We start from the raw sequence: 23991 nt of genomic DNA on the forward strand, positions 1-23991 counted from the left end.
ACGCCCCGGCGCCCCCGCCGGCCGCCGATGCGCGAGGATGGGGGTCATGCCGAACCGTCTCGCGGACGCGACCTCGCCGTACCTGCTGCAGCACGCCGACAACCCGGTCGACTGGTGGCCCTGGGGGCCGGAGGCGTTCGAGGAGGCGCGGCGGCGCGGCGTGCCGGTGCTGCTGAGCGTGGGGTATGCGGCCTGCCACTGGTGCCACGTGATGGCGCACGAGAGCTTCGAGGACGCCGGGCTCGCCGGGTACCTGAACGAGCGGTTCGTGGCGGTCAAGGTGGACCGGGAGGAGCGCCCGGACGTCGACGCCGTGTACATGGAGGCGGTGCAGGCCGCGACCGGGCAGGGCGGGTGGCCGATGACGGTCTTCCTCACGCCCGACAAGGAGCCGTTCTACTTCGGCACGTACTTCCCCCCGCGGCCCCGGCACGGGATGCCGTCCTTCCGGCAGGTGCTGGAGGGCGTGGACGCCGCCTGGCGGGACCGCCGCGAGGAGGTCGCCGAGGTCGCCGGGCGGATCCGGGCCGACCTGGCCGAACGGGCCGCCGTCTACTCGGCCGGCGCCCACAACCCGCCCGGTGAGGCGGACCTGCACCAGGCGCTGGTGGCCCTCAGCCGGGAGTTCGACCAGGCCCGCGGCGGCTTCGGCGGAGCGCCCAAGTTCCCGCCGGCCATGGTGGTCGAGTTCCTGCTGCGCCACCACGCGCGCACCGGCTCCGCGGCGGCGCTGGAGATGGCCGTCCGCACCGGCGAGGCGATGGCCCGCGGCGGCATCCACGACCAGCTCGGCGGCGGCTTCGCCCGCTACTCGGTGGACGCCGACTGGGTGGTGCCCCACTTCGAGAAGATGCTGTACGACAACGCCCTGCTGCTGCGCGCCTACCTGCACCTGTGGCGGGCGACCGGCTCCGGCTCCGCGCGTCGGGTCGCACTGTCGACGGCGGACTTCCTGCTGCGCGAACTGCGCACCCCCGAGGGCGCGTTCGCCTCCGCGCTGGACGCCGACAGCCTGGACGAGGAGACCGGGCAGTCCGCCGAGGGCGCCTACTACGTGTGGGAGCCCGGCCAGTTGGTCGACCTGCTCGGCCCCGCCGACGCGGCCACCGCCGCCCGGCTGTTCACCGTCACCGCCGACGGCACCTTCGAGCACGGCACCTCCGTCCTCCAACTCCTCGCCGAGCCCGAGGAGTCCACCGAGGACTTCGCCGAGTACGAGTCGATCCGCGCCCGGCTGCTCCAGGCCCGGGCGGCCCGGCCCGCACCCGCCCGGGACGACAAGGTCGTCGCCGCCTGGAACGGCCTCGCCATCGCCGCGCTCGCCGAGACCGGCGCCCTGCTGGAACGGCCCGACCTGGTCGAGGCCGCCGAGCGCGCCGCCGACCTGCTGCTCGCCGTCCACCTCACCTCCGACGGACGGCTGCTGCGCACCTCCCGGGACGGCCGGGCCGGGGCCAACGCGGGCGTGCTGGAGGACTACGCGGACACCGCCGAGGGCTTCCTCGCCCTGTACGCCGTCACCGGCGAGGCCGAGTGGCTGCAGCTGGCCGGCGGCCTGCTCGACACCGTTCTCAAGCACTTCACCGACGAGGCCTCCGGCGCGCTCTACGACACCGCCGACGACGCCGAGGAGCTGATCCGCCGCCCGCAGGACCCGACCGACAACGCCACCCCGTCCGGCTGGACGGCCGCCGCCGGAGCCCTGCTCAGCTACGCCGCGTACACCGGCTCCGACCGGCACCGGACGGCCGCCGAGCGCGCCCTCGGCGTGGTCGGCGCGCTCGCCGGACGGGCGCCGCGGTTCATCGGCTGGGGCCTGGCCGTCGCCGAGGCGCTGCTCGACGGGCCGCGCGAGGTGGCCGTGGTCGGCGCGCCCGGGGACCCGGCCACCGGCGCGCTGCGGCGGGCGGCGCTGCTCGCGACGGCCCCGGGCGCGGTGGTCGCGGTCGGCACGCCCGGGGAGACCGAGGTGCCGCTGCTGGCGGACCGGCCGTTGGTCGACGGGGCGCCCACGGCGTACGTCTGCCGGCACTTCGCCTGTGACGCGCCGACCACCGACCCGGCGGCGCTGGCGGCGCGGCTGGGCGTCGAGGTCGGGTGGCGAAGCGAGGGAGCGAAGTGAGTAGCGAAGGCCAGGGAGCGGAAGCCGGGCGGAGGGACTGGGCAGCGGTGGCCGGATAACCGTTGGCGGGATCGGTCGGGTCAGGGTGAACATGGGCCATGACCTGGACCTTCAGTACCTCCCTCGACGATTTCCGCGACTGCGCGGGCGCCTTCCTCGCGGCCCGGCCGGCCGAGAACACCGTGCTGATCACCATCGCGCACCGGCTGGCCGAGTCCGGGCTGGACGTGTTCGGCGATCCGCCGGTCTTCGGCTGGTGGCGGGCCGGGGAGGGCGCTTCGGTCGAGGGCGGTCCGGTCGAGGACGGCCCGGTCGGGGGCGCCTTCCTGCAGACGCCGCCGTTCGACCCCCGGCTCTCCGCCATGCCGGAGACCGCCGCCGCCGAGCTGGCGGTCGCCCTGGCCGCGGCCGGCCCCGGGTTCACGACCGTGAACGGGATCGCCGGCGGCGCCGACGCCGTCCGGGCCTTCGCCACCGCGTGGACGGCGGCCACCGGCACCCGGCAGTCCGTCCGCTTCGACGAACGGCTCTACCGGCTCGGCCGGCTGACCGACCCGCCGCGCCCGGCCGCCGGCCGGCACCGGCTGGCCGGGCCGGCCGACCGCGAGCTGGCGATCCGCTGGTACGAGGCGTTCCTGGCCGAGGCCCGGGTCGAACTGCCGGACGTGCCCAGGGCGGTGGACGACAAGATCGCGGCCGGCGGCCTGCACCTCTGGGAGGCTGGGGGCGAGCCGGTCGCGCTGGCCGGCACCAGCCCGGTGCTCGCCGGGATGTCCCGGATCGGTCCGGTCTACACGCCGGCCGACCGGCGCGGCCACGGCTACGGCAGCGCCGTCACGGCGGCCGCCTCGGCCCATGTGCTGACCTGCGGCGCCGACGAGGTGCTGCTCTACACGGACCTGGCCAACCCGACCAGCAACTCCATCTACCGGCAGATCGGGTACCTGCCGGTGGAGGACTGCCTGATCCTGGACTTCGACGCTCCGTAGCGGGACCCGGGACCCGAGGCCCCACCCCGGTCCCGCGCCCGACCCCGGGGCCCGTCACTCCCAGTCCCAGCGGATCCCCAGGAGGCACGGCCGCAGCGCGGTGGCGACCAGGTGCACGCAGCGGTGGCCGTCGAGGGTCAGCTCCTCGGTCTCGTACGGGTCCCCGCCCGGCGCGTGCAGGGCGAAGCGGTGGCAGCGCACCGGGAGGGCGTCGGGGTGGAAGGTGACCTGGAGGACGTACTGGCCGGCGCCGGAGTTGAAGCCGCGGACGTACTCGCAGCTCGGGTCCGGGGAGGGCGCGTCGTCGAAGCCGTAGCCGAGCAGGTGGGTGTCGCCGGCGCGCAGCCGGCGGTCGAGGAGGAGTTCGGCGGCGAGCAGGTGGTGGGTCCGGTCGCGGCGGATGCGGCCGGGGCGGCAGTTCTCCTCGGCCCGGACGCCGACCCGCGTGATGTCGCTGCCCGGGTCGCCCTGGTAGAGCGCGAGGTAGCGGTCGATGCCGTCGCGGTGGGCGCGCAGCGCGTGCTGGGAGTCGCGGCTCGCCTGCTGGCGGTCGGGGCCGATCCGGATGCGCTCGATGTGGGTGACGGTGTGCAGGCCGCTGTCACGGGGCCCGGAGAGCGCGGTGAGCAGGTCGTCGACGGCGGCGGCGGGGGAGATGAGGTCGCGGTACGGCCGCACCGGCGGGCCGGTCGGGGCGGTGCCGACGGCCTTGCGCGGGCCGAGCAGCCGGGTGAGGGAGTGTTCGGGCAGGTCGAGGACGTCCTCCAGGGCGGTCACGGCGCGCAGTGACTCGGGGCGTTCGGGGCGGCGACGGCCCTGCTGCCAGTAACTGAGGCTGGTGAGGCCGACGTTGACGCCGCGCAGCGCGAGGTGGCGGCGGATCCGGTGCAGTGCGAGGCCCCGGGTGGCGATGGCGGTGCGCAGGGCGTGGTGGAACGGGCCGGTGCGCAGGGCGGCGGCGAGCTCGGCTGGGTCGCTCCGGTGGATGGCGGCCTCCTGAGGGGCGCGGGCGGACCGGCTTTTGACCGTGAATATTCACACCGGCACGGCGGTTTGTCACCGGTCCGGGCCCGTCGCGCGGGGGTTTCCCGGACGGTGTTCACACCTGCGCCCGGGCGTTCACACCGCGACCGGGGCCCCGCCGGACCCCGTTGACCGCCTCCGGGAGGCGGCGCGATGCTCAGGGCGCGATCCGGACCGCACCCCCACAGCACCTCAGCTCCGTTCGCGCAAGGAGGCATCCCCACATGCCAGTTCCACGGATACGGCTGCGCCGTGCCGTCTCACTGCTCGCCCTCGGCGTCCTGGGCCCCGCGCTCACCGCCGCGGTGGCCGCGCCGGCGGTGGCCGCCCCCACGGCCACCACCGTCACCACCACCCTCACCGCCACCCAGGAGGGGGTGGCGCCGCACCAGGTCCGCCAGGCCGCCGCGCCCGGCAGCACGGCCGATCTGGCCGGCACGTACAAGAAGCTCAACATCACCATGCAGCAGCAACAGCAGACCAACTGGTGCTGGGCGGCGAGCGGGAACACCATCGCCACCTGGTTCGGCTACAACTACAGCCAGAACCAGTTCTGCAACGCCGCGTTCGGCCGCGCCGCCAACTCCAGCTGCCCCAACAGCCAGGCCACGCTGGCCGATGTGCAGAACGGCCTGAACCGGTTCGGCATCAGCCCGGGCTCGTACGTCACCGGCTACCTGCGCTACAGCACGGTGCAGGCCGAGGTGGACGCCGACCGGCCGGTCGAGACCCGCATCCAGTGGAGCTCGGGCGGCGGGCACATGCACGTCCTGTACGGCTACGACACCGGGAACAACTGGGTCTACTGGGGCGACCCGTGGCCGTCCAACTACCGCTACAACTGGGCGGACTACTGGTACTACGTGAACAACGACACGTTCTCGTGGACCCACTCCCTGTACCGGATCGGCGCGTGAGGACGACCATGACCGAGAGCCGAATCCTCCGTCGGGCCGCCGCCGGCGCCCTGCTCACCGCCGGCCTCGCGCTGGCGCTCGCCCCGGCCGCGCACGCCGCCGGGCCGGCCCCGACTGCCGGGGCCCCCGCCCCGCTGCCCGCCGCCGAACTGGCCGGGGCCCGGGGCGCGGTCCAGGACCCGGCCGTCCTGGACAAGGTCGGCCACTTCTTCGCCCGCAAGGGCGTCCCGCCGACCCGGCAGCTGACCATCGGCGCCGCCGAGGAGGCGCGGGCGGCGAGCGAGTCCGCGCCGAGGCTGGCCGGCGACACCGTGCCGGTGTACCTCCTGGACGCCGGCTTCGTGGCCGGCACCCCGGGCGCACCGGTGGCGAAGGCCGAGTTCACCGCCAGCAAGGTGGTCGCGGCGGACGGGCAGACCGCCTCGGTCTGGACGGTCCGGCAGGGCGACGCCTGGCGGGTCGTGAACATCGCCTCGGGCGGTGACGAGAGCGACTACGCGGCGAAGGCGGCGAGCGGCGGCGGTGGCACCGCCTTCCGCGAGCCGCAGGTCAACGCCTGGTACGTGCTGCGCGACGGCCGGGTGCTGCCGCTGGACGACGAGGCCCGGCGCTCGGTGGGCGCGGGCGGGGTGTCGCTGGCCGCGTACCAGCAGCTGGTGCACCAGCGGTACGGGGACAAGCTGCCCGGCTCGGCCTACGACCGGGCGGGCAAGGGCGGCGGCTACCAGGCGGACGCCGCGGACAGCGCGGACGCTGCGGGCTCCGCGGACGTCGCCGCGGCACCGGTGGCCGCGCCCGAGCCCGCGGCGGGAGGTGGTCCGGTGCTGCCGGCCGTGACGGCGGCCGCGGCCCTGGGCGCCACCGCGCTGGTGGGCGCGGGCGCCGTCCTGCGGCGGAGGACGGGCGCCCGCCGCGGGTGAGGGGGGAGCGGGGCCCGGCCGAGCGGACCGGGCCCCGCTGCTCTCCCCTGTGCCGCGCTGCTCTCCCCTCTATAGGGGTCACGTCTACAGGGGCCACACCCGGAGCAGGGGCCACACCCGGACGTACCGGGGTCAGACCCCGGCGAAGCCGCTCCCCAGCACCGCGAAGGTGTGGTCGACCAGGTCCGCGATGTCCTCCCGGCCGTCGCTCGCGGCCCACCGCAGGAGGGCCTCGGTGGTGGCGGCCGCGACGGCGGCGGCGGTGAGGCGCATCTCGAAGGTGGGCTCCTCGACGCCGGCCCGCCGGGTGAGCACGGTGAGGAACAGCTGCTGCGGGTTGTTGCTGCTGCGGTAGACCCCGGCGCGCAGCGCGGGGACCTCCGTGACCAGCCGCATCCGGGTGAACAGCTCCTCGCGCTCGTGCTCGAGCAGCTGGTGGATCAGGTCACCCATGGCCTTCCGGCAGGAGGTGAGGAAGGGCTCCCCGGCGGGCCGTGCCAGCAGGGCGGTGATGATCGCCGGGTCGTACTCGTCGGAGAGGACCAGGTCCTCCTTGGTGGCGAAGTACCGGAAGAAGGTGGACGGCGAGACCTCGGCGGCGGCGGCGATCTGCTCCACCGTGGTGTTCTCGTAGCCCTGTTCGTCGATCAGCCGGTACGCCTCGCGGCGGATGGTCTGGCGGGTCTTCAGCTTCTTGCGCTCGCGCAGCGACAGCGGCGCCTCCAGTATCGCCTGGACCGGGTTGGTCGGGGCGTCCGGAGGGGCCGCGGTCGGTCGCTGGGGCGTCATGCCTCCGATTATCCGTGATCTCCGGCGGCGGTAGGGGGATCCGAGTGGGCGGGGCCGCCGCGACCGCGGGCGGCGGTGGCGCCGTCCCCGGGCATGCGGGCCGCGACCAGCACCGCCGAGACCACCGCGACCAGCCCGGAGACCAGCAGCACCACCCCCATGCCGTGCACGTACGCCGCGTGGGCGGAGGCGCCGAGCGCCGGCCCGCCCCCGGCCCGGGCGATCGCGTCGGCGGCGACCACCGACTCCCCGGCCTGGTGCGCGGCCTCGGCGGGCAGCCCGCCGGTGTCCAGCGCACCCCGGTAGACCCCGGACAGCAGACTGCCGAAGACGGCGATGCCGAGTGCGCCGCCGACCTGCCGCAGGGTCTGCAGCAGTCCGGAGCCGACCCCGGCCCGGGCGGCCGGCAGTGTGGCCAGGGCGGAGGCCTGGGCGGTGATCAGCGACAGGCCCATGCCGATCCCGAGCACGCTGAGCCAGAGCGCGGCCCGCCCGTAGCCGTCGTGGGCGCCGGTCCGGCTGCCGAACAGCAGGGCGGCGGCGAGCACGGCCAGGCCGAGGACGATCACCGTACGGGCGCCGAGCCGGTCGACCAGCGGGTCGGTGAGCTTGGCGGCCGCGATCAGTCCGAGCATCATCGGCATCAGCCGCAGCCCGCTGCCGAGGGCGTCGGTGCCGAGCACGCTCTGGAAGTAGAGCGGGAGCACGAAGAAGGCGCCGAACAGGACGAAGGAGATCAGCGTCGCCGCGCCGGAGGACCAGCGGAAGGTCCGGTCGGCGAGCAGGGTGAGGTCGAGCATCGGTTCCCGCCGGCGGCGGCTGCGCAGTACCAGGACGGTGAGGGCGAGCACCGAGCCGGCCAGGGTGGCGGGCACCAGCGGGTCGGTCCAGCCGCGTTCGGAGCCCTCGATGATGCCGTAGGTGAGTGCGCCGAGGCCGGTGGCGGAGAGCACGGTGGCGATCAGGTCGATCCGGGGCGCGGTGGGGTTGCGGCTCTCGGGCAGCAGCAGCACGCAGGCGACGATGCCGATCGCGGTCAGCGGGACGTTGATCGCGAAGACCGAGCCCCACCAGAAGTGCTGCAGCAGGAAGCCGCCGATCAGCGGGCCGAGCGGGGCCCCGGCGGCGAGCGCGGCGGCCAGGACCGAGGTGGCCCGGCGCTGTTCGGCGGGCGGGAAGAGGCCGGGGATCACCGCCAGGGACATCGGCATGACCAGCGCGCCGGCCAGGCCCATCCCGGCGCGGGCGGCGATCAGGGTGGCGGGGGAGTGGGTGAGCATGCCGACGACGGAGGCCAGGGCGAACAGCGCGAGCCCGGCGGTGAGCGTGCGGCGGCGGCCGAAGCGGTCGCCGAGCAGTCCGGCCGGGAGCATCGCGGCGGCGAAGACCACGGTGTAGGCGTCGACGATCCACTGCTGCTGGCCGGTGGTGGCCCGCAGCTGCGAGGCGAGTGTGGGCAGGGCGACGTTGAGGATCGTCATGTCGAAGCTGATCACCAGGACGCTCAGGGCGACGGCGATCAGGGCGAGCCGGCGGCGTGGGTCGGGTGCGGCGACGGCCGTGGTGTCGGTGACGGTGGCGGGCGGTGCGGCGGGCACGGTGGCCTCCAGGGCGCTTCTGTGGAAGTTCCTCTCAAATGACAGTAACTCTCAAAAGATGGCGACAGTCAACATGATGAGTGCGGTCGTCACCCCGTCACGCTCCGTGGTGTGTCCTGGAAGTGCTGCTTCAGCACAAGGAATTGACGCAACGTTGATCTGTCGTTCGCCCCCCGAGGGCGGTTCGGAGTGACTGACGGTAGATACGATGTGGCAATCGGTCAGTGCTGGCCGACGCGTGCCGAGAGCGGAGAAGGGGTGGGGCGGCAGGAGCCGACCACGAGCCCGGCACCGGGGAAAGGGGAGCCGAAGTGGCCGACACGGACGACAGGCGGGCGAGCGCCCAGGTGTGGGGCGCGGCGGCGGTGGTGGCCTCCGCGCTGGCCGTGGTCGCGGCCTATCTGATCAACGGCGCCCTGCTGGTCCTGGGGGTCGCCGGGGTCGAGACCGTGCTGCTCATGGTCTACGTCGGCCGCCGCTGGCGGGCCCTGCGCGGCCGGCCGGCCCCGGTCCGGCACCGTCCGCGCCGCGGCGTCCCGGACGCCGCGCACTGCGAGCGCTGCCGCCGGGCCCGCGAGGCGCTGGACGCCCGGCAGGCCCGCGGCGGCTCCGCCTCCGTGGTGCGGCCGGCGCCGGCGGCGCTGCCCACGCCGTCGTCGCCCGCGGAACACGCGGCGCGGGCGGCGCGGGCCGAGCACCAGGGGCGTCGGGAGCACGAGGCCTACGACCGGTACGACGCGTACGAGGAGCGCGGGAGGCGCGCCGGGCACCGGGTCCACGAGGGGCACGGCGGGAGCGAGTCGCCCGAGGCGCTCGAGTCGCCCGAGGTGCCGGAAGGGCACCAGGACGCCGCCCCGCATTCGGAGCCGGGCGCGGCCGACCACGCTCCGTACGCGCGCCGCCCGCAGATCCGGGCCCCGTACGAGCGGCCCTGGACGGCGGAACGGGCGGCCGCCCGGTCCGTGGACCGTGCGACCGCCCGTCGTGGAGCGCCGGGTTCAGCCGGCCGTGCTGTACGCCACCAGTGAGACGCCGACGTACTGCACGATGAACGCCCCGAGGGTGAAGGCGTGGAACACCTCGTGGAAGCCGAACCAGCGCGGTGACGGATCGGGCCGCTTGAGCCCGTACACCACGCCGCCGATGCTGTAGAGCACTCCGCCGACGATCATCAGCACCAGTACGGCGACCCCGCCGGCGTGCAGGAAGTCCGGCAGGAAGAACGCGGCGGCCCAGCCCAGCGCGATGTACACCGGGGTGTACAGCCAGCGCGGCGCGCCGACCCAGAACACCCGGAACGCGATCCCGGCGAGCGCGCCGCCCCAGGCCACCCAGAGCAGCAGCTGCTGGCTCGCGCCCTTGAGCAGCAGGATCGTGAACGGCGTGTAGGTGCCCGCGATGATCAGGAAGATGTTCGCGTGGTCCAGCCGGCGCAGCACGGCGTCGCCGCGCGGGCCCCAGTCGAAGCGGTGGTACACCGCGCTGACCCCGAACAGCAGCCAGGCGGTGGCCGAGTAGATCGCGCACGCGATCTTGGCGGGTGTGGAGTCGGCCAGGCAGATCAGCACGATCCCGGCGGCCACCGTGGCCGGGAACATCCCGGCATGCAGCCAGCCGCGCCACTTCGGCTTGCTCTCCCTGTGCTCGGCAGGGCCCTCCGCGAGGCTCTCGGCGAGAGCGGCAGCAGTCATGGGCAGCATGCTACCGGCTACCTACGCATCCGTAGGTTACTCGCGCGTAGGAAGTGGCGATCATCACTCTTAGACGTTTTGGAGTATTTGGAGTGTGGCCCCGCCCACTCCGTCCCGGACATGAGCGACCTGCTACGGGCCAGTAATCATACTTACTGTAGTAAAAGATGCGTCAATTTCGACGCTGGGGGGCGTTCCGGCCTTGAGCCCGGAGCTACGCTGCAAGCACCCTCAGACCCCCGCAACGCCGTCTCTTCGCCGAGATGGCGTGAAACGGAGCGATCGTGTCGTACGAGATCTCTGCTCTCAGCGCATCCGCGCCCACCCGCCACAAGCAGCTGCTCGCTTGGGTGAGCGAGATCGCCGAGCTCACCCAGCCGGACCGCATCGAGTGGTGCGACGGTTCCGACGAGGAGTACCACCGCCTCGCGGACCTGCTGGTGGATCAGGGCACCTTCAAGAAGCTCGACGAGGACAAGCGCCCCAACTCCTACTACGCCGCCTCGGACCCGACGGACGTGGCGCGCGTGGAGGACCGCACCTACATCTGCTCCGAGCAGGAGAAGGACGCCGGACCGACCAACAACTGGAAGGCCCCCGCCGAGATGCGCGAGGTCTTCCAGGGCGAGCAGGGGCTGTTCCGCGGCGCGATGAAGGGCCGCACGATGTACGTCGTGCCCTTCTCGATGGGCCCGGTCGGCTCCCCGCTGGCCGCGTACGGCGTCGAGATCACCGACTCCGCCTACGTCGCCGTCTCGATGCGCGTGATGACCCGGATGGGCCGCGCGGTGCTGGACCAGCTCGGCGAGGACGGCGACTTCGTCAAGGCCGTGCACACCGTCGGCGCCCCGCTCGCCGAGGGCGAGGCGGACGTGCCGTGGCCGTGCAGCACCACCAAGTACATCTCGCACTTCCCGGAGACCAAGGAGATCTGGTCCTTCGGCTCGGGCTACGGCGGCAACGCCCTGCTCGGCAAGAAGTGCTACGCGCTGCGCATCGCCTCGACCATGGCCCGCGACGAGGGCTGGCTGGCCGAGCACATGCTCATCCTGAAGCTCACCCCGCCGGCCGGCCCCACGGGCGAGGCGCAGCCCACGTACGTCGCGGCCGCCTTCCCCTCGGCCTGCGGCAAGACCAACCTGGCCATGCTCCAGCCGACCGTCCCGGGCTGGAAGGTCGAGACGATCGGTGACGACATCGCCTGGATGCGCTTCGGCGCCGACGGCCGTCTGTACGCCATCAACCCCGAGGCCGGCTTCTTCGGCGTCGCCCCCGGCACCGGCGTGGACACCAACGCCAACGCCATCGAGACCCTCTGGGGCAACACGGTCTTCACCAACGTCGCCCTCACCGACGACGGCGACGTGTGGTGGGAGGGCCTCACCGAGGAGCCCCCGGCGCACCTGACCGACTGGCGCGGCAACGACTGGACCCCCGAGTCCGGCACCCCGGCCGCCCACCCGAACGCCCGCTTCGCCGTCCCGGCCGCGCAGTGCCCGACCATCGCCCCCGAGTGGGAGGACCCGGCGGGCGTGCCGATCTCGGCGATCCTGTTCGGCGGCCGCCGCGCCACCGCCGTCCCGCTGGTGACCGAGTCCTTCGACTGGCAGCACGGCGTCTTCCTCGGCGCCAACATCGCCTCCGAGAAGACCGCCGCCGCCGAGGGCACCGTCGGCGAGCTGCGTCGCGACCCGTTCGCGATGCTGCCGTTCTGCGGCTACAACATGGGCGACTACTTCGCCCACTGGCTGAAGGTCGGCGCCCAGGCGGACGCCGCCAAGCTGCCGAAGATCTACTACGTCAACTGGTTCCGCAAGAACGCCGAGGGCAAGTTCGTCTGGCCCGGCTACGGCGAGAACAGCCGCGTGCTGAAGTGGATCGTCGAGCGCCTGGAGGGCACCGGCGAGGGCGTGGAGACCCCGATCGGCGTGCTGCCGACCGTCGAGGGCTTCGACCTCGGCGACCTGAAGCTGTCCCAGGAGGACCTCGACCTGCTCTTCACCGTGGACGCCGACATCTGGCGCCAGGAGGCCGCCCTCGTGCCGGCCCACCTGGAGACCTTCGGCGACCACACGCCGAAGGAGCTGTGGGACGAGTACCGGAGCCTGGTCGCGCGCCTCGGCTGAGCCTGAGCCTCAACCGAGCGAGAGGCGGGCGCGCGGCACGAACCGCGCACCCGCCGAGCGACAGGACGGCCGGAGTTCCGCCGGACGATCTTTCCCCGACCAAGGAGATCGTCCGGCCAGGGACTCCGGCCGTAGTGCTTTCCGGCAGTAGGGCTCAGATGAGCGTGATGGCGGTGATCCATGCCTGGTTGGCCTGGCAGACGCCCACGCTGGACCCGCGCCACTGGCGGGCGGGGGCTCCGGTGTCGGTGCGCCAGTCGGCGATCTCCAGCAGGGCCGCGGAGTTGAGGTTGGACAGGCCCAGCTCCTTGCGGGAGCCGATCTGGCCGCTGTACTGCCAGCCCTGGTTCCAGCCGCCGGTGCAGTCCCACTGGCGGGCCGGGGCGCCGTTGTCCATGCTCCAGTCCGCGACCTCCAGGCACTTCCCGGAGTGGGCGTTGACCAGCATCATGATGCCGCCCGCCAGCTGGAAGTTCCAACGCTGGTTGGCACCCCCGGTGCAGTCCCACTGGCGGGCGGGGGCGCCGTTGTCCCAGCTCCAGTCGGCGATCTCCAGGCACTTGCCGGAGTGGGCGTTGACCAGGGTGCTCGACGACGGGATGCGGAAGCCCCCGGAGTAGGCCGCGGCCGGGGTGGCCGGCAGGGCTGCGGTGGCCAGCGCGACGGCGGCGCCGACGATGGCCGCAGCGGCGCGGGTACGGGAGAGCGGAATACGGAAGTTCAAGGCGGACCGGTCCCTTGCGGATGATCGAAGGCAGGGGAACAGAGCCTCCCGGGCCGAGTGGCGCCTCGGTGCTCGCGTCGGACCGGGCCCCTGGCACACCACACCGATCGGCCCGTCCCCCCTACGGCCCGAAGAGGTACTCGGGCCGCCGACGCGCGGGAATCCTACGCTCCGGTCCGCAACCCCCGGTTAAAGGGGAGGTCAAGGCTGTGCGTAGCCCGAGAGGAAGTCGCCGATGCGGGTCACGGCGTCGGTGATCTCCTCGGCGCGGGGCAGGGTGACCAGCCGGAAGTGGTCCGGCTCGGGCCAGTTGAAGCCGGTGCCCTGGACCAGCAGGATGCGCTGGGAGCGCAGCAGGTCGAGCACCATCTGGGCGTCGTCCTTGATCTTGTGGACCTTCGGGTCCAGCCGCGGGAACGCGTACAGGGCGCCCTTGGGCTTGACGCAGCTGACGCCCGGGATCTGGTTCAGCAGCTCGTACGCGGCGTCGCGCGAGGCGAGCAGCCGGCCGCCCGGGAGCACCAGGTCGCGGATCGACTGCCGGCCGCCGAGCGCGGCGGCCACCGCGTGCTGGGCGGGCATGTTGGCGCACAGCCGCATCGAGGCGAGCACGGTGAGGCCCTCGATGTAGCTGTGGGCCCGGCTCCGGTCGCCGGACAGCACCATCCAGCCGGAGCGGAAGCCCGCGACGCGGTACGCCTTGGAGAGGCCGTTGAAGGTGACGCAGAAGAGGTCCGGGGCCAGGGTGGCCAGCGGGACGTGCTCGGCGTCGTCGTAGAGGATCTTGTCGTAGATCTCGTCCGCGTAGACCACCAGGTCGTGCCGGCGGGCGATCTCCGCGATCCCCTCCAGCACCTCGCGCGGGTAGACCGCACCGGTCGGGTTGTTCGGGTTGATCACCACGATGGCCCTGGTCCGGTCGGTGACCTTGGCCTCGATGTCGGCGAGGTCCGGGTACCACTCGGACTGCTCGTCGCAGCGGTAGTGCACCGCGGTGCCGCCGGCCAGCGAGACCGAGGCGGTCCACAGCGGGTAGTCCGGCGCCGGGACGAGCACCTCGTCGCCGTCGTCCAGCAGCGCGGTCATCGCGAGCTGGATCAGCTCGGAGACGCCGTTGCCCAGGAAGACGTCGTCGACGGAGAGGCCGTGCAGCCCGCGGTCCTCGTAGTGCATGACCACCGCGCGGCGGGCGGAGAGCAGGCCCTTGGAGTCGCCGTACCCGTGCGCGGTGGAGAGGTTGCGCAGGATGTCCTGGAGGATCTCCGGCGGCGCCTCGAAGCCGAAGGTGGCCGGGTTGCCGGTGTTGAGCTTGAGGATGCGGTGGCCCTGTTCCTCCAGCCGCATCGCCTCGTCGAGCACCGGGCCACGGATGTCGTAGCAGACATTGGCGAGCTTGCTGGACTGGATGACCTGCATGTCTGACTACTTTAGGGGTACGGACGACCGCTGCGGCGGCTCTCCGGGAAGGTGATCCGAAGGGGCCCGAGGGGCCTCCTTGGATCGGCAGGCGGGGGCGTCGGCGGGCCTTCCAAAGGGTGCGTGCGGTGTCCGGAATGCTCCCGTACGCGAGGAACGCGGGCCGGTCGCGGCCCGGAACGAGACGGACGGCACACCGAGCGGCACACCGAGCGGCGCATTGCCCCGCGCTCGGACGACGCCTCCGGGAGCGGACGGCACACCGCCCGGCGCGGGAGGATGTGGCCGGTGCTCGATCGAGGAGGGGGTGCGCCGGTGGTACCGGTCGTGGTCGCGGCGGTGCTGGTCGGTCTCCTGGCGGCCGTGCCGCTGCGCGGGCTGGTCGCCAGGTTCGCCGTGCCGGAGGGCGAACCGTGGTGCGAGACCTGCCCGTCGTGCGGGCGCGGGGTGCTCCTGCTGCCGCCGACCGGGCGCTGCCCGGGCTGCCGGGAGCGGCTGGGCGCGGGCCCGTGGACGGTGGAGCCGGTCGCGGCGGCCGTCGCCGTCGCCGTGGCGTACGCGGCGGACGGGCCGGTCGCCGCGGCGCTGGCCTGGGCGGCCGCGCTCGGGGTGGCGCTCGGCTTCGTCGACGCCCGGGTGCGCCGGCTGCCGTACCGGCTGACCGTGCCGCTGCTCGGCGGGGTGGCCGTGCTGCTGTCGGTGGCCGCGGTCACCGAGGGGCGCCCCGGGGTGCTGCCGCGCTGCCTGCTGGTGGCGATCGCGGTCGGGGCGGTGCTCGAACTGGCCGTCTGGGCCCGGGCGTTGGGGCCCGGCGACTCCCCGCTCGGGTTCGCGCTGGGCGGGCTCCTCGGCTGGTACGGCTGGTCGGTGGCGCTCGGCGGGCTGTTCGCGGCGGTGGTGCTGGCCGGCGCCTGGGCGGTGCTGCGGGCCGCCGCCGCGCTGGTCCGCCGGCGCCCGGTGCGCGGACTCGACGTCCCGGTGGGCCCGTTCCTGCTGCTCGGGGCGCTCACCGCGGTGCTGGCCGGATAGCCCGCGCCCCGCGGCCCGCGGCCCACGGCGGTCGGCGGTCGGAGGGGACGGACGCGGAAGGGCCCGCCGTACCGGTCCGGTACGGCGGGCCCCGCCGCCGGCGCGTGGGCCCCACCCTCAAGGAGCGGCGCGCCGGGGGAGGTGAGTCCGAGAGGCGTGTCGTGCGGGGCGACTACGGCATCTTGTGGACGAACGGGCCGACCGCGTTGGAGAACGCGTTGCCGTTGTTGGCGTCCCAGTTGGTGGACCAGGTCATCGCGCCGCGGATGGTGGGCCACTTGGCCGGCGGCACGAAGCTCCCGCAGTTGTTGCCGGTGGCCAGGCAGTCCAGCGCGTTGTTCACCACGGCCGGCGGGACGTAGCCGCCGCCCGCCGCCCGGCTGGAGGCCGGGACGCCGATGCCGACCTGGTCCGGCCGCAGGCCGCCCTGGATCTGGGTGCAGACCTGCGAGGTGATGAAGTCGATGGTGCCCTGGTTGTAGACCTTGCCGTCGCAGCCGTTCATGCCGCCCGAGTTGTAGAACTGGGTGTTGACGACGGTGAGGATGTCCTTGGTCCTCAGCGCCAGCTGGAAGTAGGCGCCGGAGGTGTTGTACATCCCGATGGTCTCGGGCGCCATGGTCAGGATGAAGCCGGAGCCGACCTTGGCCTGCAGGGCGTGCAGCGCGTCGCCGAGCGGACCGGCCTGGACGCCGTTCTCCAGGTCGACGTCGATGCCGTCGAAGCCGTAGTCCTTGATGATCGCGTAGGCGCTGTCGGCGAAGTTGGCGCCGGCGGTGGCGTCCCCGACGGTGATCGCGCCGTTCTGGCCGCCGATGGAGAGGACGACCTTCTTGCCCGCCGCCTGCTTGGCCTTGACGTCGGCGCGGAACTGGGCGTCGGTGTAGCCGCCGAGCGCCTTGGACAGGCCCGGGTCCAAGGTGAAGCTGATCGCGCCGGCCCGGGTCGGCACGGCGTCGGCGAAGGAGACCGCGATGATGTCGTACGCGCTCTGGACGTCGCTCAGGCGCTGCGGGGTCGAGTTGTTGTCGAAGTTCTGCCAGTAGCCGGTGACCGCGTGCGCCGGCAGGCCGGTGGTCGGCGGGGTGGTGCCGGTCGGGGTGGCGGTGGGCGTTCCCGTAGGAGTGACCGTGGGGGTCGGCGTCGCGGTCGGGGTCGCCGTCCTGGTGGGCGTGGCGGTGGCCGTCGCGGTCGGCGTGGGGGTGGGGGTGGCCGTGGGGGTGGCGGTCGGCGAGGGGGTGCCGGTGCCGCCGGGGCCGATCAGCGCGACGTCGTCGGCGAGGTAGGCGCTCTGGCCGTACCAGCCGTGCAGGTAGAGGGTGACGCTGGTGGCGTTCGCCCCGGTGGTGAAGGTGGTGGACAGCTGGTTCCAGCTGTTCTGGTTCGACCAGGTCGACGGGTCGGTGCCGCCGGTGCCGCGCGCACCGAGGTAGACGTACGGGCCCTGGACCCACGCGCTCAGCGTGTAGCTGGTGTTGGGCAGCACGCTGACGATCTGGGTGCACTCGGCGGTGTCGCCGGCGCCCGGGGTGGCCTGCAGGGCGCCGGTGCCGGAGTGGACCGGCGAGGAGACGGCGGTCGCGGCGCCGGCGCAGCTCCAGCCGGCCAGCCCGCCGTCGAAGCCGCCGTTGGTGACGAGGTTGCCGACCGCGGCGCTGGCGCCGCCGGCGAACAGGGCCAGCCCGCCGCCGGCCAGGGCGAGGGCGGTGGCGCCGGCCGCGACGGCCGGGAGGGGGCTGCGCCGCCGCTTGTGCGAGGGCTGGTTCAGCGTACGGGCCATGGGGCGACGCTCCTGGGGGAGGAGCGGCCGCCGCGGTGGGGGGCGCGGCGGCCGCGTGTGGGGGAGGGCATTGCGTCAAGGACGAGCCGGTTCGGGACTGATCGGGGACCGGTTCGGGACCGGTGAGCGGATCGTTCCGTCCCGGATCAAAAGCTGGACTAGACCATTGCGGGTCGTCAAGCATCGGAACGTCGGCTTACGGTTCCGTTAAGGATTCGGAGACCGTTCCGTGTCCGCACCGCCGGGACCCCCGCGCGGCCCCTTCCCGACGCCCCCGCGGCCTCCGGAGGACCGCCGTGCGACCCCCGGCACGCCCCTCGCGACAGACTTCGCACAGGACCGTGACCAGACCGCTACCTGCGGCTTTACCGTGCACCTGCGTGCGGGAGTAGGCTGCGCCGGGGCGTTGACGCACCAGCTGAACGAGCACGGAGGGGTCCGGGAACCATGGGTCTGCGCGATGTCGTGGAACGGACGCCGGGGCTGCGCACCCTGCTCGGCGGGATGTACGGGCTCTACGGCCGCCGGGTCGAGGTCCACCTCGCGCGCACCCCGCACCACATCGGCGTGATCCTGGACGGCAACCGCCGCTGGGCCAAGGCCACCGGCGGGTCCACCGCGTACGGACACCAGCGCGGCGCCGACAAGATCACCGAGTTCCTCGGCTGGTGCGACGAGACCCACGTCAAGGTCGTCACCCTCTGGATGCTCTCCACCGACAACCTGGACCGCCCGGCCGACGAGCTGGTCCCGCTGCTCGGCATCATCGAGGACGCCGTCACCGGCCTGGCCGCCGCCCGCCGCTGGCGGGTCCACCCGGTCGGCGCGCTGGACCTGCTCCCGCAGCACACCGCCGACGTGCTCAAGCGCGCCGCGGACGAGACCGCCGACATCGACGGCATCACGGTCAACGTCGCGGTCGGCTACGGCGGCCGGCACGAGATCGCCGACGCCGTCCGCTCGCTGCTCCAGGAGCAGGCCGGGCGCGGCACCTCGATCGAGGAACTGGCCGAGGTCCTGACCGTCGAGCACATCTCCGAGCACCTCTACACCCGCAACCAGCCCGACCCGGACCTGATCATCCGCACCTCGGGCGAGCAGCGGCTGTCCGGCTTCCTGCTCTGGCAGAGCGCGCACAGCGAGTTCTACTTCTGCGAGGCGTACTGGCCGGCCTTCCGCAAGGTCGACTTCCTGCGCGCCCTGCGCGCGTTCGAGCAGCGCCACCGGCGGATGGGCCTCTAACCCCACGTCGGACCCACGTCGGTCCCGCAGGTCCCACGGCAGTCTCACAGCGGTCCTACGCCGGACCCGGGTCGGTCCTGCCCCGGGCCCACCCGTCCCGCGTCGGAGGCCCCGCGTCCGGGACCCCGGCCCCGGCCTCGGGGCGAAATGACCGCCGTAGGCCTGGCCTACCCGGCTCCGGGCCGAGGCCAAACGTTCACCGACAATGATCCGTCAGTTCTCCGGGGGCGCGAATGCACCGCCCCCCGCCTGGGAATACTCCAGTCAGTCCGGTCCCGAGGCCACCGGGGCAGCGGGGCCGGCTTGCCGCGGATGACGCAGGGTCATCCGCTCTGGAGGCCTAGTGGTCAGTTCCAAGAGCCGCCGGACACCAGACCGGCGCACGTACGTTCTCGACACCAGCGTGCTCCTGGCGGACCCGCTCGCCATGACCCGCTTCGAGGAGCACGAGGTCGTCCTCCCCGTGGTGGTCGTCACCGAGCTGGAAGCCAAGCGGCACCATCCGGAGCTGGGCTACTTCGCCCGCCAGGCGCTGCGGCTGCTCGACGACTACCGGATCCGCCACGGCCGGCTCGACGAGCCGATCCCGGTGGGGGAGCTCGGGGGCACCATCCGGGTCGAGCTCAACCACTCCGACACGTCGATACTGCCGGCGGGCTACCGCGCCGGCGGCGGCGAGGCGGACACCCGGATCCTGGCGGTCGCCCGCAACCTGCAGGCCGAGGGCTACGACGTCACCGTCGTCTCCAAGGACCTGCCGCTGCGGATCAAGGCCAGCTCGGTCGGTCTGCTCGCCGAGGAGTACCGGGCCGAGCTGGCGATCACCTCCGGCTGGACGGGCATGTCCGAACTGCACGTCCCGGCCGACCAGGTGGACGCGCTGTTCTCGGCCGGGCACGAGGCCGGGGTGGACGTCGACGGCGCCGACGAGCTCCCGGTCCACACCGGGCTGGTGCTCACCTCGGAGCGCGGCCGCGCGCTCGGCCGGGTCACCGGCGACGGCCGGGTCCGGCTGGTGCGCGGGGAGCGCGAGGCGTTCGGGCTGCGCGGGCGCAGCGCCGAGCAGCGGGTGGCGCTGGACCTGCTGCTGGACCCGGACATCGGCATCGTGTCGATGGGCGGCCGGGCCGGCACCGGCAAGTCGGCGCTGGCGCTGTGCGCGGGTCTGGAGGCGGTGCTGGAGCGGAGGCAGCACCGCAAGGTGATGGTCTTCCGGCCGCTGTACGCGGTCGGCGGCCAGGAGCTCGGCTACCTGCCGGGTTCCGAGGCGGAGAAGATGGGCCCCTGGGCGCAGGCGGTCTTCGACACCCTCTCCGCCGTCACCACGCCGGACGTGATCGAGGAGGTCATCTCCCGCGGGATGCTGGAGGTGCTGCCGCTGACCCACATCCGGGGGCGCTCGCTGCACGACGCCTTCGTGATCGTGGACGAGGCGCAGTCGCTGGAGCGCAACGTCCTGCTGACGGTGCTGTCCCGGATCGGCCAGGGCTCGCGGGTGGTGCTCACCCACGACGTGGCGCAGCGGGACAACCTCCGGGTGGGCCGGTACGACGGGGTGGTGGCCGTGGTGGAGAAGCTGAAGGGCCACCCGCTCTTCGCCCACATCACGCTCACGCGCTCGGAGCGTTCGCCGATCGCGGCGCTGGTCACGGAGATGCTGGAGGACATCCACCCGTGATCCGTCCCTGATCGGGACATAGTCGTACAATACGGTCAACTGGTGCCCCGGGGCCCGCTCCTGACGGAGCGGGCCCCATCCGTTTCATCACATCGAGTGGCTTTCCGTCCGGGGAACTCCCGGGCGGTGAATGTGACATGCGCCACGCGGGCGGGAATTGCGTCGACAGCGCCCGGTGCGGCATGGTGAGGGTTCTGTCAGGCCCCGCGTACGGCGCGGCAGGGCTTCCGGACTCCGGAAGTCAGGCCCGGAAGGTCCGCCAACTCCGGTCGGTGGACGCACAATTGAAAACCGATGAGCCGTACGCCGCCCGATTCCAACGCCCGGTCGCCTCACCTCGGCCGGACGCCGGGCCAGCACCTCCCGTGACCAGAGCACTGTGGGAGGTCCGTGCCAAGGGGCATGTAACGCCCGTACGGTCACGCGTGGGCGATGCTGGAAGGAATCCATGTGACTCGGATCTCGGTCCGGGGAGTTGCTGTGGCCTCCGCCACCGCCGTCACCGCAGTCGGTGCCGTCGTGGGCATGGCCTCGGGCAGCGAGGGCAAGACCACGCAGACGGTCGATGTCGCCGCCGGCGCGACCCTGCTTGCCGAAGTCCCCTCTGGCGCCCAGGCGCAGACCATCAGTGACAACATCGGCCAGCAGGCATCCGCCCAGCAGGCCTCCGCCGACGCCGCCGCCAAGGCCGCCGCGGAGCAGAAGGCCGCCGAGGAGGCCGCGCGCCAGAAGGCCGCCGCGGACGCCCAGGCGAAGGCCGATGCCCAGGCCAAGGCCGACGCGGAGAAGGCTGCCAAGGCCGCCGACGACCAGCGCAAGGCCGAGGCCGCCAACCGGTCGAAGGCCCGCTCGGCGATGACCGCCGTCGACGACAGCGCGCCCCCCGTCTCGGTCAGTCCCGGCTCCGTCCAGGACATGGCGCGGCAGATCGTCGGCAACGACGCCCAGTTCCAGTGCTTCAGCCAGATCGTGAAGCGCGAGAGCGGCTGGGACTACACCGCGACGAACAAGAGCTCCGGCGCGTACGGCCTGGTCCAGGCGCTCCCGGGCACCAAGATGGCCTCGGCCGGTGCCGACTGGCGCACCAACCCGGCCACCCAGATCAAGTGGGGCCTCAGCTACATGAACAGCCGCTACGGCAGCCCCTGTGGCGCCTGGTCGTTCTGGCAGGCCCACAACTGGTACTAGGAGCGACCGCCGCCACGGCGGCGTGACTCCGGACGGCCCCCGGCCGCTCGCCCTCGCGGGGCGGGTGACCGGGGGCCGTCGTCATTTCCCGCCTCTCCCGCATCTCCCGCCCGGGCCCGAGCATTTCCCGCATCTCCCGCCTGGGCCCCGGCCGTCCGTGCGGCCGGTCCGGTGAAGGCGAACCGCGCCGCCCGGGCCGCGCTGACCAGTGCGCGCTCGGGCGGTGCGGTTCTGGTGCGGACGCGGGGACGGGAAGGGGTCCTGGATGCTTCCCGCACCGGCCGGTCCGCCGGCGGTTGGCTCCCGAGGCGTCCGGAGACGAAGCCTCCGGGCTCTCGTCCCGACTCCTCCCCAGGAAATCGCGCCCGAAACCACCCGGAACAGGGTGATTTGCCCGGTATCTCGGAGCGGGGCGCTCGAATCGAACCCACCGGCGACCGGACTCGCCGCGCCCCCGCCGGGTAGCGTCATCCCTGACGGCCGCGGTGTGACCCGCGGCGTACCGCCGGGCACGGCGGGCGGGCAGGGGAGCGGTGGTAGCGAGGATGGCGCGGGGCGGAAAGGCCTTCAAGGCCGTGGCCAAGGGGATGGCCGTGGTGGCGAGCGCGGCCGCCGTGATCGAACGGCGCCGACGCGCCGCGATGGCGGCCGACCCGCACGAACTCGCCGTCCCCGCACTGGCCGACGGGCACCCGTTGGCCCACGAACAGGCAGTGGCCGAGGGGCGCGTACCGGCGGTCGTCGAGACGCCCGGCCCGGCACCGGCGCCCTTGACCGAGCCCGCTCCGGCAGCCGCGGTGCCGACGGGCCCGGCGGTCGCCGGGGTGCCCGCGCCCGCCGCCGCGGCCCCGGTCGCGCCCACCGCGCACGCGGGCCTCGGACGGGAGTACCACCCCGGCCGGCCCGCCACCCCCGCCGAGGCGCTGCCGTGGGGGCTGCGGGTCGCCGCCGAGTCGACCTGGCGGCTGCTGCTGCTCGGCGCCGCGCTCTACGTCGTCTTCTACGTGGTCGACATGCTGCGGCTGGTCGCCTTCTCGGTGCTGGCCTCGCTGCTGATCGCCGCTCTGCTGGAACCCTCGGTGTCCTGGCTGCGCCGGCGCCGGGCGCCGCGCTCACTGGCGGCGGGCGTGGTGTTCCTGAGCGGCCTGGCCGGGATCGGGCTGGTCGGCTGGTTCGTGGTCTGGCAGGTGAGCACCAACCTGCCGGACGTCACCGCCCAGGTCAAGGACGGTGTCAACCAGCTGCGGGACTGGCTGATCACCGGGCCGCTGCACCTGACCCAGCAGCAGATCAAGGACTTCGCCGACCAGATCACCAAGGCGATCACCACCAACACCGATCAGCTCACCTCGGCCTCGATCACTGGCGCGCAGATCGCCGTCGAGGTGCTGACCGCGCTGCTGATGACCTTCTTCACCACCTTCTTCCTGCTCTACGACGGCGAGCGGATCTGGAACTGGGCGCTGCGCGGCCTGCCCCGGCAGTCCCGGTTCGCGATGGCCGGCGCCGGCCCGAAGGCCTGGGCGACGCTCACCGCGTACGTGCGCGGCACCGTGTGCGTGGCGTTCATCGACGCGGTCTGCATCGGGATCGGTATCGACCTGCTGGGCGTGCCGCTGGCGATGCCGCTGGCCGTGATCATCTTCCTGGGGGCCTTCGTCCCGCTGGTCGGCGCGCTGGTCACCGGCACTGTCGCGGTGCTGATCGCCCTGGTCACCCAGGGACCGTGGACGGCGCTGATGGTGCTGGTGGTGCTGATCGCGGTGATGCAGGTCGAGAGCCACATCCTGCAGCCGCTGATCCTCGGCCGGGCCGTCCGGGTGCACCCGCTGGGCGTGGTCCTCGGCGTCGCGGCCGGCGGCATCATCGGCGGTATCGGTGGCGCGGTCGTGGCCGTTCCGCTGATCGCCGTCACCAACACCGTGATCACCCACCTGCGCCGCCGCAACGAGGCCGGGCAGGCCGTCTTCACCGCGCTCGAAGCCGCCCGCGAGGCCGCCGAACGCACCGCCGCCGGACGGCCGGGCGCGGCTGCGACGGCGCCCGCGCCCGCGAACGCGACCACGTCCACGAACGCGACCACGTCCACGACCCCGCTCACGAAGCCGGCCGCCCAGCCGGTCACGGACTGACCGGAAACGACGACGGCCGGAAACGACGACGGGCCCCTCGCGGACGTGGTGTCCGGGAGGGGCCCGTCGGGTGCCGGGTGGGTCAGGCGGTGACGCCGACCAGGGCGGCCTCGGCGTCGAGGACGCCGGCCACGGCCTGCAGGACGGCGGCGATCTTCATCGAGGCCTGGATGACCTCACGGTCGACGCCGGCCTTGCGCAGCACGGCCTCGTGCGAGTCGAGGCACTGGCCGCAGCCGTTGATGGCGGAGACCGCGAAGCACCAGAGCTCGAAGTCGATCTTCTCGACGCCCGGGGTGCCGATGATGTTCATCCGCAGACCGGCCCGCATCGTGCTGTACTCCTTGTCGGAGAGCAGGTGCAGCGTCCGGTAGTAGACGTTGTTCATCCCCATGATCGCGGCCGCGCCCTTGGCGGCGGTGTACGCCTCCGGGGAGAGGTTGGCCTTGGCCTCGGGCTCCAGCTCGCGCAGCAGGCCGGGGCTGCGGGTGGCCATCGCGCAGGAGAGCACGGTGCCCCAGAGCTGCTGGGCGGGGAGGTCGGAGTTGCCGATGACCGAGCCCAGGTTGAGCTTGAGGTCCTTGGCGTAGTCCGGGAGGGCGGCCTTCAGGTCGTCGAGGGCCATGG

19 protein-coding genes are annotated in these 23991 nt (G+C 73.3%); 11 read left to right on the plus strand and 8 right to left on the minus strand.

Annotated elements, in window-relative coordinates; all coding sequences use genetic code 11:
* Nucleotides 1-46 precede the first annotated feature (46 nt).
* Together IE332_RS10520 and IE332_RS10525 are read left to right on the plus strand one after the other, a co-directional pair.
* Entirely contained in the window at nt 47-2122 is a 2076-nt protein-coding gene (locus tag IE332_RS10520) for a thioredoxin domain-containing protein (protein ID WP_189915488.1), read from the plus strand.
* Between the two features lie 98 nt (nt 2123-2220).
* Nucleotides 2221-3111 (plus strand): GNAT family N-acetyltransferase, encoded by an 891-nt coding sequence (locus IE332_RS10525; protein ID WP_189915489.1) that lies wholly within the window; start codon nt 2221-2223, stop codon nt 3109-3111.
* Nucleotides 3112-3165: 54 nt separating this feature from the next.
* Here the strand turns inward: IE332_RS10525 and IE332_RS10530 are convergent, their stop codons facing one another.
* Nucleotides 3166-4098 (minus strand): hypothetical protein, encoded by a 933-nt coding sequence (locus tag IE332_RS10530; RefSeq protein ID WP_189915827.1) that lies wholly within the window; start codon nt 4096-4098, stop codon nt 3166-3168.
* A gap of 260 nt (nt 4099-4358) precedes the next feature.
* Here IE332_RS10530 and IE332_RS10535 point away from each other — a divergent pair, with 260 nt between their 5' ends.
* Nucleotides 4359-5051 (plus strand): papain-like cysteine protease family protein, encoded by a 693-nt coding sequence (locus IE332_RS10535; protein WP_189915490.1) that lies wholly within the window; start codon nt 4359-4361, stop codon nt 5049-5051.
* An 8-nt stretch (nt 5052-5059) separates the two neighbouring features.
* Nucleotides 5060-5971 (plus strand): hypothetical protein, encoded by a 912-nt coding sequence (locus IE332_RS10540; protein WP_189915491.1) that lies wholly within the window; start codon nt 5060-5062, stop codon nt 5969-5971.
* Nucleotides 5972-6103: 132 nt separating this feature from the next.
* Here IE332_RS10540 and IE332_RS10545 read toward each other — a convergent pair whose 3' ends face one another.
* Complete coding sequence (locus tag IE332_RS10545) at nt 6104-6760, minus strand: TetR family transcriptional regulator (RefSeq protein WP_189915493.1); 657 nt, start codon at nt 6758-6760, stop codon at nt 6104-6106.
* 8 nt (nt 6761-6768) lie between these two features.
* Entirely contained in the window at nt 6769-8358 is a 1590-nt protein-coding gene (locus tag IE332_RS10550; protein ID WP_229928503.1) for an MFS transporter, read from the minus strand.
* 311 nt (nt 8359-8669) lie between these two features.
* Here IE332_RS10550 and IE332_RS10555 point away from each other — a divergent pair, with 311 nt between their 5' ends.
* Complete coding sequence (locus tag IE332_RS10555) at nt 8670-9386, plus strand: hypothetical protein (protein ID WP_189915495.1); 717 nt, start codon at nt 8670-8672, stop codon at nt 9384-9386.
* On the opposite strand, the gene trhA is transcribed toward IE332_RS10555, so the two are convergent.
* The gene (gene trhA, locus IE332_RS10560) at nt 9357-10049 is read right to left on the minus strand and encodes a PAQR family membrane homeostasis protein TrhA (RefSeq protein WP_229928504.1); all 693 of its coding nucleotides are present in this window, start codon (nt 10047-10049) and stop codon (nt 9357-9359) included. The genes IE332_RS10555 and trhA overlap by 30 nt on opposite strands.
* Nucleotides 10050-10333: 284 nt before the next feature.
* Here trhA and IE332_RS10565 point away from each other — a divergent pair, with 284 nt between their 5' ends.
* Nucleotides 10334-12175, plus strand: coding sequence for a phosphoenolpyruvate carboxykinase (GTP) (locus tag IE332_RS10565; RefSeq protein WP_189915504.1), 1842 nt, complete (start codon nt 10334-10336; stop codon nt 12173-12175).
* 154 nt (nt 12176-12329) lie between these two features.
* Here the strand turns inward: IE332_RS10565 and IE332_RS10570 are convergent, their stop codons facing one another.
* Together IE332_RS10570 and IE332_RS10575 are read right to left on the minus strand one after the other, a co-directional pair.
* Complete coding sequence (locus IE332_RS10570; RefSeq protein ID WP_189915506.1) at nt 12330-12899, minus strand: RICIN domain-containing protein; 570 nt, start codon at nt 12897-12899, stop codon at nt 12330-12332.
* A gap of 201 nt (nt 12900-13100) precedes the next feature.
* Entirely contained in the window at nt 13101-14315 is a 1215-nt protein-coding gene (locus IE332_RS10575; RefSeq protein ID WP_189915508.1) for a pyridoxal phosphate-dependent aminotransferase, read from the minus strand.
* A gap of 288 nt (nt 14316-14603) precedes the next feature.
* Here IE332_RS10575 and IE332_RS10580 point away from each other — a divergent pair, with 288 nt between their 5' ends.
* The gene (locus IE332_RS10580; protein ID WP_189915510.1) at nt 14604-15344 is read left to right on the plus strand and encodes a prepilin peptidase; all 741 of its coding nucleotides are present in this window, start codon (nt 14604-14606) and stop codon (nt 15342-15344) included.
* Nucleotides 15345-15516: 172 nt separating this feature from the next.
* Here the strand turns inward: IE332_RS10580 and IE332_RS10585 are convergent, their stop codons facing one another.
* Complete coding sequence (locus IE332_RS10585) at nt 15517-17124, minus strand: chitinase (RefSeq protein ID WP_189915512.1); 1608 nt, start codon at nt 17122-17124, stop codon at nt 15517-15519.
* Nucleotides 17125-17571: 447 nt separating this feature from the next.
* On the opposite strand from IE332_RS10585, the gene IE332_RS10590 reads away from it, so the two are divergent.
* The 4 genes from IE332_RS10590 to IE332_RS10605 all read left to right on the plus strand — a co-directional run bounded on the left by IE332_RS10590 (nt 17572) and on the right by IE332_RS10605 (nt 23364).
* Nucleotides 17572-18366: an isoprenyl transferase gene (locus IE332_RS10590; protein WP_189915514.1), complete on the plus strand. Its 795-nt coding sequence runs from the start codon at nt 17572-17574 to the stop codon at nt 18364-18366.
* Nucleotides 18367-18709: 343 nt separating this feature from the next.
* Nucleotides 18710-20044, plus strand: coding sequence for an RNA 5'-3' helicase PhoH2 (gene phoH2, locus IE332_RS10595; protein WP_189915516.1), 1335 nt, complete (start codon nt 18710-18712; stop codon nt 20042-20044).
* Nucleotides 20045-20494: 450 nt separating this feature from the next.
* The gene (locus tag IE332_RS10600; protein WP_459646717.1) at nt 20495-21232 is read left to right on the plus strand and encodes an aggregation-promoting factor C-terminal-like domain-containing protein; all 738 of its coding nucleotides are present in this window, start codon (nt 20495-20497) and stop codon (nt 21230-21232) included.
* Between the two features lie 545 nt (nt 21233-21777).
* The gene (locus IE332_RS10605; protein WP_189915525.1) at nt 21778-23364 is read left to right on the plus strand and encodes an AI-2E family transporter; all 1587 of its coding nucleotides are present in this window, start codon (nt 21778-21780) and stop codon (nt 23362-23364) included.
* An 82-nt stretch (nt 23365-23446) separates the two neighbouring features.
* On the opposite strand, the gene IE332_RS10610 is transcribed toward IE332_RS10605, so the two are convergent.
* The gene (locus tag IE332_RS10610) at nt 23447-23989 is read right to left on the minus strand and encodes an alkyl hydroperoxide reductase (RefSeq protein WP_189915527.1); all 543 of its coding nucleotides are present in this window, start codon (nt 23987-23989) and stop codon (nt 23447-23449) included.
* Nucleotides 23990-23991: the final 2 nt, after the last annotated feature.

It is taken from the genome of Kitasatospora xanthocidica (genome assembly GCF_014656195.1).
GTDB classification, from domain to species: Bacteria; Actinomycetota; Actinomycetes; order Streptomycetales; family Streptomycetaceae; genus Kitasatospora; species Kitasatospora xanthocidica.

Coding starts and splice junctions, on each gene's coding strand:
- IE332_RS10605 (WP_189915525.1), top strand. CDS start 21,778: ATGGCGCGGGGCGGAAAGGCCTTCAAGGCCGTGGCCAAGGGGATGGCC.
- IE332_RS10575 (WP_189915508.1), bottom strand. CDS start 14,315: ATGCAGGTCATCCAGTCCAGCAAGCTCGCCAATGTCTGCTACGACATC.
- IE332_RS10535 (WP_189915490.1), top strand. CDS start 4,359: ATGCCAGTTCCACGGATACGGCTGCGCCGTGCCGTCTCACTGCTCGCC.
- trhA (WP_229928504.1), bottom strand. CDS start 10,049: ATGACTGCTGCCGCTCTCGCCGAGAGCCTCGCGGAGGGCCCTGCCGAG.
- IE332_RS10610 (WP_189915527.1), bottom strand. CDS start 23,989: ATGGCCCTCGACGACCTGAAGGCCGCCCTCCCGGACTACGCCAAGGAC.
- IE332_RS10545 (WP_189915493.1), bottom strand. CDS start 6,760: ATGACGCCCCAGCGACCGACCGCGGCCCCTCCGGACGCCCCGACCAAC.
- IE332_RS10520 (WP_189915488.1), top strand. CDS start 47: ATGCCGAACCGTCTCGCGGACGCGACCTCGCCGTACCTGCTGCAGCAC.
- IE332_RS10525 (WP_189915489.1), top strand. CDS start 2,221: ATGACCTGGACCTTCAGTACCTCCCTCGACGATTTCCGCGACTGCGCG.
- IE332_RS10585 (WP_189915512.1), bottom strand. CDS start 17,124: ATGGCCCGTACGCTGAACCAGCCCTCGCACAAGCGGCGGCGCAGCCCC.
- IE332_RS10540 (WP_189915491.1), top strand. CDS start 5,060: ATGACCGAGAGCCGAATCCTCCGTCGGGCCGCCGCCGGCGCCCTGCTC.
- IE332_RS10590 (WP_189915514.1), top strand. CDS start 17,572: ATGGGTCTGCGCGATGTCGTGGAACGGACGCCGGGGCTGCGCACCCTG.